Source organism: Mycobacteriales bacterium (genome assembly GCA_035504215.1).
Lineage (GTDB): Bacteria > Actinomycetota > Actinomycetes > JAFAQI01 > JAFAQI01 > DATAUK01.
Genome location: DATJSI010000014.1, coordinates 1 through 13,430 on the forward strand (window position 1 = coordinate 1; position 13,430 = coordinate 13,430).

The 13,430-nt window shown below is 70.0% G+C and carries 14 protein-coding genes and 1 pseudogene; 1 reads left to right on the forward strand and 14 read right to left on the reverse strand.

Annotation, left to right across the window (positions count from 1 at the left end; translation table 11 throughout):
- On the reverse strand, positions 1–282 hold a 282-nt coding region (locus tag VME70_01345), incomplete at its 3' end, for an ABATE domain-containing protein (protein HTW18840.1).
- A gap of 156 nt (positions 283–438) precedes the next feature.
- On the opposite strand from VME70_01345, the pseudogene VME70_01350 reads away from it, so the two are divergent.
- Positions 439–1,293 (forward strand): annotated as a pseudogene (locus VME70_01350) (DMT family transporter).
- A gap of 32 nt (positions 1,294–1,325) precedes the next feature.
- Here VME70_01350 and VME70_01355 read toward each other — a convergent pair.
- The 13 genes from VME70_01355 to VME70_01415 form a co-directional block, all read right to left on the reverse strand.
- Complete coding sequence (locus VME70_01355; protein HTW18841.1) at positions 1,326–3,002, reverse strand: FAD-dependent oxidoreductase; 1,677 nt, start codon at positions 3,000–3,002, stop codon at positions 1,326–1,328.
- A complete protein-coding gene (locus tag VME70_01360; protein HTW18842.1) occupies positions 2,999–3,295 on the reverse strand; it encodes a UBP-type zinc finger domain-containing protein in 297 nt (98 codons plus the stop codon). Before VME70_01360 ends, VME70_01355 begins: the two co-directional genes overlap by 4 nt.
- A gap of 307 nt (positions 3,296–3,602) precedes the next feature.
- A complete protein-coding gene (locus VME70_01365) occupies positions 3,603–4,166 on the reverse strand; it encodes a hypothetical protein (GenBank protein ID HTW18843.1) in 564 nt (187 codons plus the stop codon).
- A gap of 208 nt (positions 4,167–4,374) precedes the next feature.
- Positions 4,375–4,980, reverse strand: coding sequence for a hypothetical protein (locus VME70_01370; GenBank protein ID HTW18844.1), 606 nt, complete (start codon positions 4,978–4,980; stop codon positions 4,375–4,377).
- 107 nt (positions 4,981–5,087) lie between these two features.
- Complete coding sequence (locus tag VME70_01375; protein ID HTW18845.1) at positions 5,088–5,594, reverse strand: hypothetical protein; 507 nt, start codon at positions 5,592–5,594, stop codon at positions 5,088–5,090.
- 143 nt (positions 5,595–5,737) lie between these two features.
- A complete protein-coding gene (locus VME70_01380) occupies positions 5,738–7,459 on the reverse strand; it encodes an MFS transporter (GenBank protein ID HTW18846.1) in 1,722 nt (573 codons plus the stop codon).
- Positions 7,459–7,902: a MarR family transcriptional regulator gene (locus VME70_01385; GenBank protein ID HTW18847.1), complete on the reverse strand. Its 444-nt coding sequence runs from the start codon at positions 7,900–7,902 to the stop codon at positions 7,459–7,461. Before VME70_01385 ends, VME70_01380 begins: the two co-directional genes overlap by 1 nt.
- Before the next feature lie 42 nt (positions 7,903–7,944).
- Positions 7,945–9,171 carry an aminotransferase class I/II-fold pyridoxal phosphate-dependent enzyme gene (locus VME70_01390; GenBank protein ID HTW18848.1) on the reverse strand — a complete coding sequence of 409 codons (1,227 nt, stop codon included), beginning with the start codon at positions 9,169–9,171 and terminating at the stop codon, positions 7,945–7,947.
- On the reverse strand, positions 9,168–9,980 hold the full coding sequence (locus tag VME70_01395) for an LLM class flavin-dependent oxidoreductase (protein HTW18849.1): 813 nt from the start codon (positions 9,978–9,980) through the stop codon (positions 9,168–9,170). Before VME70_01395 ends, VME70_01390 begins: the two co-directional genes overlap by 4 nt.
- 34 nt (positions 9,981–10,014) lie before the next feature.
- Positions 10,015–10,635, reverse strand: coding sequence for a GntR family transcriptional regulator (locus VME70_01400; GenBank protein ID HTW18850.1), 621 nt, complete (start codon positions 10,633–10,635; stop codon positions 10,015–10,017).
- A 24-nt stretch (positions 10,636–10,659) separates the two neighbouring features.
- Positions 10,660–11,544, reverse strand: a complete 885-nt coding sequence (locus VME70_01405; protein ID HTW18851.1) for a DUF4438 domain-containing protein — start codon at positions 11,542–11,544, stop codon at positions 10,660–10,662.
- Positions 11,541–12,410 carry a DUF4438 domain-containing protein gene (locus VME70_01410; GenBank protein ID HTW18852.1) on the reverse strand — a complete coding sequence of 290 codons (870 nt, stop codon included), beginning with the start codon at positions 12,408–12,410 and terminating at the stop codon, positions 11,541–11,543. The genes VME70_01405 and VME70_01410 overlap by 4 nt, the downstream gene beginning before the upstream one ends.
- Positions 12,407–13,430 (reverse strand): metallopeptidase TldD-related protein (locus tag VME70_01415; GenBank protein ID HTW18853.1); only part of this gene is annotated, 1,024 nt, incomplete at its 5' end. The genes VME70_01410 and VME70_01415, both read right to left, overlap by 4 nt.

Consider the following 13,430-nt stretch of genomic DNA (forward strand, 5'->3'; position numbering starts at 1 on the left):
AGGGGCGTCGCGCAACAGCTCGTTGATGATCTCGACCGCGGCGTCGAGCCCGCGATCGGTGCCGAGCAACAGCCAGACGGTGTGCAGCCGGTCCCGGACCTGCTGGACGCCGTCGAGCTCGGCGCGGTCGCGCGTTCGCGACCCGGTCCACTCCCACACCCGGAGGAACTCGTCGAGATCCCGGACGGTGTTCAGCTCCTCACCGTGAAACTCCGACGGCGCGGTGTTGAACAGCGCGACCAGTTCGGCGAGGGCGCGCTCGGTGTCATGTGCGAATATCACTTGACTCCTTACACTCTCGCCCCTAAGGTTATTCCGGTAAGGAGTGTACGCACTTTGGCTCCTTCTCAGCACCGCTTCGGTACGACCGTCGTTCGTGAAGGAGACCGCACCATGGGCACCGAGCAGCACCGGCGGGCCGCGCTCGCCGGGCTCGCGATGGCGGTCGCCTCGGCGGCGTGCTTCGGGATGTCCGGCTCGTTCGCCACCGCGCTGGTCGGGGCCGGCTGGTCACCCGCTGCGGTCGTGCGGGCCCGGATGGCGGTCGCCGCGCTGCTGCTCACGCCGGTCGCCCTCCGCAGCCTGCGCCGTGGCATCGGGTCGAGCTGGGCTGAGCTCTGGCAGACCCGGCGGCACGTCCTTATCTATGGCGTCGTAGCCGTGTCCGGTGGCCAGCTGTGCTACTTCGAGGCGGTGGCGCACCTCTCGGTCGGCGTCGCGCTGCTGCTCGAGTACATGGGCGTCTTCCTGGTGGTGGCGTGGATGTGGGCGGTTCACGGGCAGCGTCCCGGCCGGCTCACCACCGCGGGCGCGGGGTGCGCAGTTGTCGGGCTGTGCTTCGTGCTCGACCTGACCAATGCCGGGCGGCTCAACGCGATCGGCATCCTCTGGGCGGCGGGCGCTGCGGTCGGGCTGGCGTACTACTTCGTCGCGAGTGCGCGGTCGACTACCGCGCTCGACCCGCTGGCGCTCACCTGGTCCTCACTCGTCGTCGGCGTGGTGGCGATCCAGGTGGCCGGGCTGATCGGCATTCTCCCGATGCACATGACGACCGGCGACGTCACGCTGCGCGGCGCGCGAATGAGCTGGGTGGTTCCGGTCCTCGGCGTCGCCATCATCTCGACCGTTACGTCGTACCTGCTCGGTGTGCGCGCGGCGCGCGTCCTCGGAGCCCGGCTGGCGTCGTTCGTCGGGTTGCTGGAGGTCGTCGCGGCCGTGCTGTGGGCCTGGCTGCTGCTCGGCCAGCTCCCCCACGCCTGGCAGCTGTTCGGCGGCGTCCTGGTGCTGGCCGGGGTCGCGCTGGTACGGGCCGGCGAGCCGACGGGTCAGGAGAGCGGCACGAGCGGCGCGACCGCGGAGTGCACGGAACGGATTGCACTCGCGCCTTCACCGACGGCCGACGCGACCCGCTTCATCGATCCACAGCGGACGTCGCCCACCGCGAACACGCAAGGCACGCTGGTCTCGTAGGGCAGCGGGCGCCGGCCCAACACCGACCATGACGCGGGCAGCACGGTGTCGTCGAGGTCCCGGTCGGTGAGCACGAAACCGTCGTCGTCGAGCGCGACGCCGTCGAGCCAGCTCGTCGCGGGCTTCGCGCCGATGAAGCAGAACAGCGCGTGGCACTCGCGGGTCTCGGGCTCGTTTCCGGCCGTCAGCGAGGTGATGGCCTCGAGCCCGACCCCGCCGTGCAGACCGACGACCTCCGTCTGCAGGCAGACCTCGATCCTCGGATGCGACACGACGCGCTCGACGAGGTACGTCGACATCCCCTTGGCGAGGTCGCCGCCGCGCACGACCAGCTGCACCGGGCAACCCCGCTCGGCGAGGAACAAGGCCGCTTGGCCGGCCGAGTTGGCACCGCCGACCACCGCGACCGGGTCGGGAGTGCAGCTGCGAGCCTCGAGCTCGGTCGCGGCGTAGTAGATCCCCGCGCCCTCGAAGTGCGACCAGCGCTCCAGCGGCAGGGTGCGGTAGCTGGCGCCGGTCGCGACCACGACTGCGTGCGCGGGAACCTCGGTGCCGTCGGACAGCATCATCCGCAGGTGGCCGTCCTCGACCCGCAGCGAGGTCACGGCGCACGGCGTCGAGACATGCGCGCCGAACTTCTGCGCCTGCAGCTGGGCCCGAGCCGTCAGGTCTCCGCCGGAGAGCCCGAACGGGAAGCCGAGGTAGTTCTCGATCCTGGAGCTCGCTGCGGCCTGCCCGCCGACCGCATTGGCGTCCAGCAGCATCGTGTCGAGCCCTTCGGACGCGCCGTACACGGCCGCAGCGAGACCGGCCGGGCCGCCCCCGACCACCACGACGTCGTACACCCGCCCACGCGACGGCTGGTAGGACAACCCGATCGCCTCGGCCACCTTTCCCGGTGTCGCGTTGGTCAGCCGCACGGCAGGTGCCATCAGCACCACCGGCAGGTCCACCGACGTCACACCGATCGCGGCCGCGAGCGCGGTGCCCTCGTCGCTGTCGACGTCGATCCAGTAGTGCGGCAGCTGCTGGCGCGCGGCCCAGTTGCGCAAGGCGTGCGACGCCGCGCAGAGCGAGGCGCCGAGAATCTCGATGCTGCGCTTGCCCTCCCCGGTCTGCAGCGCGCGGCGGCGGGCGAGGAACGCGCGGAGGATCACGTCGGAGAGGTCGACGTCCTCCGCCATCAGCCGCCGGAAGGCCGGCGGCGGGATCCGGTACACGCGCCCCGGCTCGCGCACCCGCGCCGTCAGATAGACCGCCTGTCCGGTCAGCAGGTTCAGCTCGCCGAGGAAGCGGCCGGCCGGGTGTACGGCGACGACCTGCTCCGGCGAGTCGGGTGTCTCCAGCCGGACGATCTCGACCTCACCGGACTCGATGTAGATGAAGTCGTATTCGCGGTCGCCCGCGGCGAACAGCTCATCGCCCGCGACCACGTCCTGCGCGGTGGCACGCGCAACGAGGGTCGCGACCTGGTTCGGCGACAGCGAGGGGTACGCCTCCGGCGGCGGTGATCCGTCGAGGTTTTCGGTCACGGATGTGACGGCGCCGGCGGCGCGCCCTCCACGTCGAAGATCAGCTCGTCGACGTAGCACCACCACCAGTCCTCGCCCGGTTCGTACGAGCGGATGATCGGATGGTCCGGCTCGGCGTGCCAGTGCGCGGTCGCGTGCCGGTTGGGCGAGGAGTCGCAGCACCCCACATGCCCGCAGGCCATGCACAGCCGGAGATGAACCCAACGGCCACCGATCTTCAGACAGTCCTCGCAGCCATCGCTGGACGGCGTCACATCGGCGATGGTGTCGAGGTGGGTACAGGTGTCGGCCATGGCGCCTCCCTCCGGCCAACGACACGTTCGGCCTCAGCCTAGGCGCAGTCCCGGACTGCCCCGCCGAGCGGAACCCTCGCTGCCTCGACACGCATGGCCCATCGGTGGGGCTCTAGCCCCACGCATGGCCCATCGGTGGGGCTATAGCCCCACGCATGGGCCACCGGTGCGGCGTCGCGACCTCCCATTCGGCGCGCAACCTGGCGGCACAGTGCCGGACCGGCGCGACCGAGAGGTGAGGGTGCGCCGGTCGGGGATTCAGCCTGACGAACGCAACCGGCTCTGGTGCGAGGCCCAGTGACCCGCGTCAGTTGGCCCGGACTTCAACCAGCGGACGAACCCGCTCCGCCGTCGTCTGGGGACTATCTCCAAACGTTGTGATCATCAAAACGTTCTGGGAGTCGACGACATAGCAAAGCCCGATCGTGCCGCCACCGACGGACTGGGTTCCGCACCACATCTGACCGCCAAGCGTCCCGGTGGGCATCGGCCCCCAGCCCTCGGGGCGCCTGGCCTTGGGGCCGCCAACCTGATGGAGGATCTGATTCAGCAGTGACACTTGCTGAGCGTTGCCCTTGTACCGGAGCGCGGCCGGTAGGGGACCACCTGCGATGAAGATGTCGGCGCCTCCGACTTGGTGATATTGCACTTGAGTACTGAGCGCGAGCGCGGGCACACGGGAGGCCAAGTTCGCAAGCTGTGAGGTCAGCAGCGAGGTTTCGGAAGGTTGGAGCGGGGCGCCTTCAACGCTCGACGGAAACTGAACCTTCAGGACGGTCGATGCCTGCAACCCGGTGCTCGGGCCGTGTGCGCCCGTGTCCCCGCGAAACACGGCGAGCAGAACGCCGACCGCGACCAAGAGCAACACCACAGAGGCCGCGAGTAGCCGGTTTCGACGTACTCTTTGAGGCCCCTGCACTCCGGTCGCGGTCGATGACCCCTCGGCAGGGGACGGGACAACCGCGAAGAACCCCTCGACGCTCACATCGTGGTGATCGGCGATCCCCGGTGACGGCTTGACCGGGCCCGTGAGCAGCGCACCGGTGTCACGGCGCCGACAGCACCGCCGGCCCCCCGCATCAAGAAGCGGAGACTGACACCATCGCGTAGAGGCGGGCGGGCGTGGCCTTCTTGTGTGTGGCCTTCTTGTGTGTAGCGTTCGAGACGAAGACGGTCGTGAACACGGGATTGCCGTGCCAGGTGCCGTTCGAGTTGCAGTAATAGCCGCTCCCCTGCGGCCCGCCCGTCACCGCCGAGCAACTGCGGGATAAGCCAAGGGCGATGCCGAGGGAGGTCAGCATCCGATCGGTGTCGCTAGCCGCAGTCAGAGCCGACGGGACCGTGCCAGTCAGCGGACCGGAGAAGCAGGCGTCCAGCGGGTTGCTCGGCTGCGGACAGATGGTCGTGTGAGCAAACCGTTTGTGCAGGGTCATTGTGTTTAGCTGATGCACTATGGACTGCCGCTGCGCGAGCGACAACGACTGACCGCCGGACCCTTGCGGCTTGTGCGAGTGGTGTTTGCTCTCGACGGCCCCCGCCACAACCGCGGCGACAAGCGCCACCGCTGCCACCGAGGCAGCAACCGTGGGCATGGCGGGTCGGCTCAAGCGCATAAAGCGGTCATCGTCGTGGTGGATGTGACCCTTTAGGGGATCGGAGCCCGATTCGGCGATTTCCCCACGCATGGCCCATCGGTGGGGCTATAGCCCCACGCATGGGCCATCGGTGGCAGCGGGCGTACCCGGGCGCGGCCCCGCGAGAAGGCACCTCGCGTCCCTCGTGCATTGAGGGGTCATCGGCCGGGCGGAAGATTCGCTTCCTGCGCGACGTACTGGGCGCGGCGGATCCAAATCGGGCTGTGGTAGACCACGGTCCCGTCCTGGAAGTTGAGCTCGCCACGACGAATCAAGCCGGACAGGCCGCCCTTGCGGTCACTACCGATCCGCACGACGCCAGGACCCCGGTTGTAGACCGCAAGCTGCTTGCCCGGGATGTGCAGGGGCCAGTCGCGAAAGACATATACGCGTGCGTCCGTGACGAGGACGATCCGGTGGAAGTAGAAGCTCAGCAGCGAGACCGCGAGTTGCAGCAGGCCGCCGATACCGGGCACCAGGTTTGCGACATCCTCGATGAACCCGAAGACGCACATCGTGAGCAGGTTGTTGAAGGTAAACGCAACGGCAACGGCATGCTCGTCGAGGTGCGCTCGCCGAGCCACCCGGTTTGCCATCCGCTCGTTGTAACGAGTCACGGCGAAGGCACGCGGCTGGTCGGCAGACCCATAGCCCGGGGCAGTCATAGCGGGACACTACTACCGAGCCCTGCCGGCAAAGCGCCTTCTGGAATCGTCACAACCCGGACCGGATCTGTGCACGCGTGGATACCGCCGGCGGTACGTAGCCGTGCAGAGATCCGCGGAGCAGCGGAGTCGCGGGTCGGAGTTCAGTCGGTAGGGACAAGTGCCGGCTCCAGGGGTGGGGCGGGACGGCGAGCGCGAGGGCCGCGTAGCAGAGACAGGACCGCGCCAATCAGCGACAGCACGGCCGCGGTCGTGAACACCACCACGAGGCCGTGGTGGAACGGTGCCGAGATGAGCTCAGGGAAGAAGCGCCGGCCGGTGAGGGTCTGCTGCGCCGACGCCGGCAGGGTGTGCAGTACGCCGCTCGGCGCGAGCAGGTGACGCACCGGGTTCACTCCGAGCACCGCAGCGAACAGCGACGAGACCGGTGGCAGCGACCCGACCTGGTGCGCGACGCCTCCCGGCACTCCCTGGCGCACCAGCCCGTGCGTCAGCGTCGTCGGCAGAGTGCTTGCGAGGCCCGCGATCATCAAGGAGAAGAAGACTCCGATCGACAGCGCGGTGCCGGAGTTCTGGAACGTCGATCGCATTCCCGAGGCGACGCCGCGTTGCGCCGCCGGGACACTTCCCATGATTGCCGACGAGTTCGGCGCGCTGAACATCCCGACACCGATCCCGTTGGTGAAGATGAGCAAGGCGAACGCCCAGTACGGGAAGTTCACCGGCAGGTAGATCATGCCGACGAAGCTGGCCCCGAAGATCACCATGCCCATCGTGGCGAACCCGCGCACGCCGTACCGGTCGGACAGCGCTCCGCACAACGGCCCGGCGAGCAGGAACGCCGCGGTCAGCGGCAACAGGTAGATGCCCGCCCACAGCGGCGTGTTCGCGAAGTCGTATCCGTGCAGCGGCAGCCAGATCCCCTGCAGCCAGATGATCAGCATGAACTGCAGCCCGCCACGCGCGATCGCGGCGACCAGACCCGCCGCGTTGCCGGCGGCGAAGGCCCGGACCCGGAACAGCGCCGGGCGGCACATCGGATCGCTCACGCGGTCTTCGATGACGACAAAGCCGACGAGGAGCAGTACGCCGGCGGCGAGCGGCAGGAACACCTCGGGGTTCGTCCAGCCCATGCTGTGCCCGCCATGCGGCTGGATGCCGTCGGTGATTGCGACCAGCACCGCACCGAGTCCGATCGCGAAGGTGAGGTTGCCCCACCAGTCGATCCGCCCCTTGTGTCGCTCGCCGGTCTCCCGCAGCCGCAGGTAGGCCCACACGGTGCCGAACAGCCCGACAGGGACGTTCACCCAGAACACCGCCCGCCAGTCGACCGCGGCCAGCAAGCCACCGGCCACGAGGCCGATGAACTGCCCGCCGATTGCCGCGATCTGGTTGACGCCGAGCGCGAACCCGCGTTGCTCCGCCGGGAACGCGTCGGTCAGGATGGCCGCGGAGTTCGCCGTGAGCATCGATCCGCCGAGCGCCTGCAGCGTGCGCCAGCCGATCAGCCACATCGCCCCGTGGCCGCCACGCAGCGGGTCGACCGACAGCAGGATCGACGCACCGGTGAAGACCACGAAACCGGCGTTGTAGATCCGGACCCGGCCATACATGTCCCCGAGCCGTCCGAGCGTGACGACCAGCACCGCCTGCACGAGGCGGTAGCCCATGATCATCCAGAGCAGGTAGGCCACATTGCCCGGCGCGAGCGGGTCGAGATGGATGCCGCGGAAGATCGCCGGCAGCGAGATGATGACGATCGAGCCGTCGAGCGCGGACATGAAGACCGCCATCGTCGTGTTCGACAGCGCGATCCACTTGTACCGCCCGCCGGGGTCAGCAGCCTTGCGGCCGGCACCCGGCATCAGATGCGCTGCGCGAGTCGCTCGATCAACGGGGCCGCCGCCATCAGCTGGCGCAGCTCGGCCTTGGTGAAGTCGGTCGACAAGGCCCTGGCCAGCTCCTTGGCGCGTGCACTGCGCTTGTTGCGCAGCACCCGGAAGCCCGCCGGGGTGATGGACAGTACGACGCGCCGGCCGTCGCCGGGGTCGGCGCGGCGCTCGACCAGCCCGCGTTCCTCCAGCGACCCGAGGGTCGAACCCATCGACTGCGGGCTGATCTGCTCCTCGCGCGCGAGCGCCGCCGACGTCGTCGGTCCGGTGCGGTCCAGGCGGGCGAGAGCAGACATCTCCGGAAGGCTCAGCTCACCCTCGCCGGTCACCTGGCGAAGGCTGCGCACCAGCAGCCGCACGCTGAGCTGGACCGCGGCCGCCACGTCGGCAACGTCGGGGTTTCGCGACTGGCTCATACCATCAGTCTAGCCTGATCAGTTTCTGCTGATCAGACGCCGCTACCGAAAGACGCCGGTGATCCGGTCCAGTGCGGTGCTCAGCCGGTCGTGATCCTGGGAGAAGTTGATCCGGAAGCGACCCCGACCGGCCGGACCGAACTGGTAGCCGGGGCTCACCAACGCTCCTGCCTGCTTGAACGCGATCGTCAGGGCGTGGTCGTCATCGCCGTACGGTCCGTCGACCGCACTGCAGTCGGGGAAGACGTAGGAGCTGCCGGCGGGCGGCTGCACCGCAACCCCGGGGATCGCCCGCAACCGCTCGACCACCTCATCGCGCAGCTTCTCGTGCGCAACCGTGCGCTCGGCCAGCCAGTCCCGGTCGTCCTGGAGCCAGCCGCGCAAGACCTGCTGCGAGTAGCCGCCGGTGCGCAGCGAGGCGAGTGAGAGCACTCGCTCCATCTGGTCGACGACGGCAGGCGGGCCGACGCCGAGCCCGACCCGGTACCCGCTCATCGACTCGGTCTTCGACGGACCGAGCAAGGTGATCGTGCGCTCTGCCATCCCGGGCAGCGCAGACAGATGCGTGTACGTCGCGGCGCCGAAGATCAGGCGGCAGTAGAGCTGGTCGACCACGACGGTCGCGTCCGCCGCGCGGGCAATCGCCGCCAGCTGCTCGACGGCCGCGGCGGTGTAGACGCCACCGAGGGGGTTGTTGGGGTTGCTCAGCAGCATGACCTTGGGCAGCACGGCGGCGATCCGCACCATGTCCTCTGAGCTGAACTCGAGCAGGCCGTCCGCCGACATAACCGGCGCGGCCCGGACGATCTGGCCGCCGAGATAGCGGGTGATGCGCTCGTTCATGAAGTAGTCCGGGTCGGCGAGCATCACAACGTCGCCGGGCCCGACCAGCGCGGAGAGCGTCGCGAACAACGCTCCTTGTGAGCCGGGCGTGACGATCAGCTCTCGAGCGGCATCGACCGGACGGCCCAGCAGCGCGGCCACTCGCGGTGCGAGCACCTCGCGCACGCTCGCACTCCCGCGGTACGCGGTGTAGGCCTCGGTGTTGTCTGCAGCACCTGTGTCGAAGCCACGCAGCGCCCAGTCCGGCGGCAGGAAGGCGCGGGTGTCGCCGTGCGTCAGGTCGATGAGATCCGGCGGGCCGGGCGCGGCCGCGACTGCGCGGTCCAGGTCGAGCACGCTTGCGCCGTACCGTGCGACGTACTCCGGCAACGCGGCAGCAGCGAGCGACGGCGGGCTGACGTAGGGACCGGGAGCAGGTCTGCTCATGCCGCACCATCCACTCGCGGACCGGCCGAGGCAAGCTCCAGCAACCGGTCCGGCTCGATTCCGTAAGGGCCGTACTGCGTCAACCACCAGGTCGCTCCCGCGGCCGCCCGCGGCGCCGGATCGACGTCGGGCCCGCCCTGGCAGACGATGTCGAATCCGTCGAGGGTGCCGCGCTCGTCGACGATGCGCCGGCGCACCTCGGCGACCTCCTGCGGGCCCGGAAGCTGGATGGTGAACAACCCGTCGTAGTGAGCGGCTCGGCGCATCGGAGCCCGATGCGGCCACCGGGCAGCGAGCCAGATCGGAATACCGCCCGGCCGCGCCGCGACCGGCTGGAAGCGCACCCGGTCCGCGGCGAAGTGGGTGCCGCGATGGCTGACCTCGGCACCGGACAGCAGGCCGGTCACCACGGCGAGTCCTTCGTCGAGCCGCTCGGCGCGCACGCGCGGCTCGACGACCTCGCCGAACGACGACAGCTCGCGCACCCGGCCGTCGTCGCCGAGGCCGAAGCCGAGGATCAGCCGGCCCCCGGAGAGCTGGTCGAGGGCGACCGCCTGCCGGGCAAGAACGGCCGGCCGCCGCCGGGTCAGCGGCGTCACCATCGCGCCCAGCTGGATCCGCTCGGTCGCCGTCGCGACCGCTGCGAGCACGATCCACGGGTCACTGATCTCGGCAATGTCCTCGTAGAGCAGGTGGTCCCACAAGAAGATGCCGTCCCAGCCGGCCGCCTCTGCGCGGCGGGCAACGTCGACCACCACCCATGGGTCGGCGAGACCCTCGAACGCCGGGAAGAACAACCCGTGCCGCATCAGGGTTCACCGGCCGAGCCGCGGCGCCGCGGCATCAGGCGAGGTAGTGCTCGCGCAGCGCCGCCTCGATCTCCTCCGGATCCCGGCTGGAGATGATCCGCGCCAGGTCGACGTGGCGCTGCGCAAGGTCGGCCAGGTCGCTGTGCTGGCGCTCCAGGGACGATCGCATCAGCGCGCCCATCTGGCCGTCGAGGGTGTGCCAGAGCTGGTCGAGCCGGTTGCGGTTTCCGGCCGCGACCAGCAGCCCGTGGAAACGGGTGTCCGCCTCCACCGCGGCCAAGGTGTCGTTGTTCTCTGCCGCCAGCTGCATCGCGTCGAGCTCCCTGCGCAGCTCGTCGTCGAATCCCGGCGGCCGGTTCTGCATCCACTCGCGCACCGCTCCGAGCTCGAGGGTGTAGCGGGCATAGAGAACGTCGGTCGCGTCCTTCTCGTCCATGCGGGTCACGACGCAGTGCCGTCGCGGCGCGAGCTCGACCAGCCCTTCGGACTGCAGGTCGCGCAACGCCTGGCGGATCGTCGTACGGCTCACTTCGAACTCCGCGGCCAGCTGGGTCTCGACCAGGCGAGCGCCGGCCGGGATCTCCGCGTTGAGGATCCGCCGCCGCAACGTCAGCCGCACGGCGTCGGGTAGCGAGACGTGATTCAGAGCTGGCACCGATCCCGCCTTCTGCCCGGCGCCTCACCGGGACGCTCCCGGTCGCGCATCGGCTACCTCCTCGACCACGCGGGCGGTCACGCCGCGGTGGGCGCGCGCGTCCGCATCGATGACCATTGTGCCGGGACCGCCGCTCAAGATCGGCGTAACGCCGGGACCATGTCCCGGCAGGGGGCTGCCACCGTGGACGACGATCCCGACCGTCGTCCACCCGCGTCGGTACCCGATGTTCCACCGTGCGTCGACATCGGACAGCGCGACCAGGTCCCCGAGCCGCAGCTCCTGCGCGCCCCACCGCTCGGCGGTGTCGGCGTGGACCTGCAGGTCGATGTCCCATGCCACGCTCGGCCGGCCGACCCCGTTGCCGACCAGCATCGAGGGCAGGACGCACCGTACGCCGACCACGACCGCGCCGTTCCCGGTCCGGACCGGCAGCCGGTCGAGCAACGCGGGGCTGAGGTTCGCCACGGTGACGTCCGGATGTTCCGGAAGCGCCAGCCCCTGCCCTTCCGCGCGCACCGCAACGTGATCGCCGGGGCGCAGGCCCGCACGAACGTCGTCGCCGAAGTGCACGATGACCCGCCCGGACTCGCCGCGCTTGCCGATGACCACGCCGGTCGCGCCGGCTTGCCCGCCGCTGCGCACCGTTGCGAGGTTGCCCGCGCACGACAGTCCGGTTAGCGACGCGCGAGCGGCGGGATCCGGGTGCACCAGGCACACGCCGGGCGCGGCATGGTCGGCGACGTGGTCGAACACGCCGTCCCCGAGGTCGACGCCGAGCACGATGCCACCGTCGCCCACGGGTACGTAGGACTCGCCCGAGCGCGCGACCTGGTACGGATGGCCGCCGCTCGACGGGTGCTCCACCACACCCAGCAGGTTGTTGGCCACCAGCCGCCCGGCGGTCACGACCGGCCTTCCGCAAAGAACGTGCCGAGGTTCGCATCCTGGTCCACCACGACGGAGAACGCCTCGGCAGGTCCCGACAGCAACGAGGAGGGCCCGGGACCGTGACCGAAGAGCATGCAGTGCCCGGTCGAGATCACCCCGACGGTGAGGTGGCCCTCGCGGTAGCCCCGGCCGTAGGAATGGTCCTGATCGGTCAGGGCAACCAGGTCACCGACCCGCAGTCCTTCCAGCCCGAGCGAGAGGTCGTCGCCGAGACCGGCGTAGGCGCCCATCAAGTCGGTGTTGGCGTACTCGCTGATCATCCCGCTGCCCGCGCCCACCGCCTCCGGTGGCACGACCGCCGCAACATGCACCTCGAGCCGCCCATCGCCCAGAGTTGCTCCGGGCATCGAGGCGACCAGATCGGGCGAGCAGTTCTTGACGCGGATCGCCGGATGCTCCAACAGGCGCAGGCCCTGGCCGACGGCGAACACCGTGACGCCGTCGCCGGTCGCGACCTGCTGCATCCGGTCCTCGGGGAGGTCGACGAGCACGTAAGCGTGCTGGCCGATGACGAAGCCTTCGGCGCCCGCGGCCGGCCCGTCGGCGACCCGCACGACGTTGCCGACGCAGGTCAGGAACTGCAGCGCCATGTTCGCGTCCGGATCACGGTGCCGCACCGACAGACCCGGCTCGACGTGGTCACCGGCGTACCCGGTGGCCGGATCGCCGCAATGTACGCCGAGCGTCACCCCGCCCATGCCCGGCAACGAGAACGGCCGGCCGTCGGGGTCGACCCGGAACGCATGCCGGTCGGAGAGCGGCGGCCACACCTCGCCGCTGAGCACCTGGGTGACGACGGCACCCGCATTGGTCTCTACCTTCATCGAACCCCCTCGTCGGCGCTCTGCGCGGGCAGCCCGAGCCGGAACCCGCGCACCCGGATCGAAGGCGCGCTGACGCAGCCGTTCCAGACGTTCATCAACGGATGCGAACCGATGGCGGTGCCGATGGCGTCGATCCGCGCGAACGCGTCGAGCACACTCTCGCTGAACCGGCAGCCCGCCAGCGGAGTGGTCAACCGGCCGTCCTCGATCCGCCATGCCGCGTCTCTCGTCGTACCGGCGATCGTCCCGGACTCGGCGTCGACGACCCGGGTGTACCAGAGCCGTTCCACGTAGACCCCGCGACCGACTCCCGAGACGAGCGCGGCGGTGTCACCCGAGCGCGGCTCGAGCCGGAGGTTCGCTGCCACCGGCGCCGGCGACTCCTCGCGGGCGATGTGCGCGTGCCCGGTCGAGCCACCGGTCACGTCGGCCGTCGCAAGGTCGCTCACCACGTCGCCGGGCACACCCCCGACCACCATCGCAACCCGACGCCGGTCGGTGCCCTCCATGTCGAACGGGAACGGGAGCCCAGGTCCACGGGTCGCGTCGTCGGCGATCGTCACCAGCGGCGACAGCACGCGATCAGCCCGCGCGGCGAGCCCGACGCCGGCCCGCAGAGCCGGTGCCGTGAAACCGAACGCCGGGAAGAACGACACCAGCTCGCCGGCAGCCAGCGGCCCGAAGACCACGTCGTAGCGCCCGGGTTCGAGCCCTTCCGGATCCGCCATCCGTACGGCGCGCTCGACCGTCGCGTCGATCGCGGCGTCGATGCCGAGCGGGAACATCGAGCGGCCGATGTCCTCGTAGTGCGACGACCCCGCGCCCGAGCGGACCGTCATGCTGATCCCCGCTTCGGTGGCCGCGGCGTACCGGTTGACTTCCGAGGTGTTCGCCACCGCGAGCTCGGTCACCGCGGCCGTGAGCGTTCCGTTGATCTCCGTGTCGTGCGCATGCGCCGCCGCGACCGCATGGTTGACCTGCTCGGCGCGCGCGCCGGCGTCCCAGGCAGCGGTCCCCTCA

Bases quoted from the DNA above. Each gene is read 5' to 3' on its own strand.
- VME70_01360 (HTW18842.1), bottom strand. From the start codon at position 3,295: ATGGCCGACACCTGTACCCACCTCGACACCATCGCCGATGTGACGCCG.
- VME70_01370 (HTW18844.1), bottom strand. From the start codon at position 4,980: ATGCGTGGGGAAATCGCCGAATCGGGCTCCGATCCCCTAAAGGGTCAC.
- VME70_01375 (HTW18845.1), bottom strand. From the start codon at position 5,594: ATGACTGCCCCGGGCTATGGGTCTGCCGACCAGCCGCGTGCCTTCGCC.
- VME70_01380 (HTW18846.1), bottom strand. From the start codon at position 7,459: ATGCCGGGTGCCGGCCGCAAGGCTGCTGACCCCGGCGGGCGGTACAAG.
- VME70_01385 (HTW18847.1), bottom strand. From the start codon at position 7,902: ATGAGCCAGTCGCGAAACCCCGACGTTGCCGACGTGGCGGCCGCGGTC.
- VME70_01390 (HTW18848.1), bottom strand. From the start codon at position 9,171: ATGAGCAGACCTGCTCCCGGTCCCTACGTCAGCCCGCCGTCGCTCGCT.
- VME70_01395 (HTW18849.1), bottom strand. From the start codon at position 9,980: ATGCGGCACGGGTTGTTCTTCCCGGCGTTCGAGGGTCTCGCCGACCCA.
- VME70_01410 (HTW18852.1), bottom strand. From the start codon at position 12,410: ATGAAGGTAGAGACCAATGCGGGTGCCGTCGTCACCCAGGTGCTCAGC.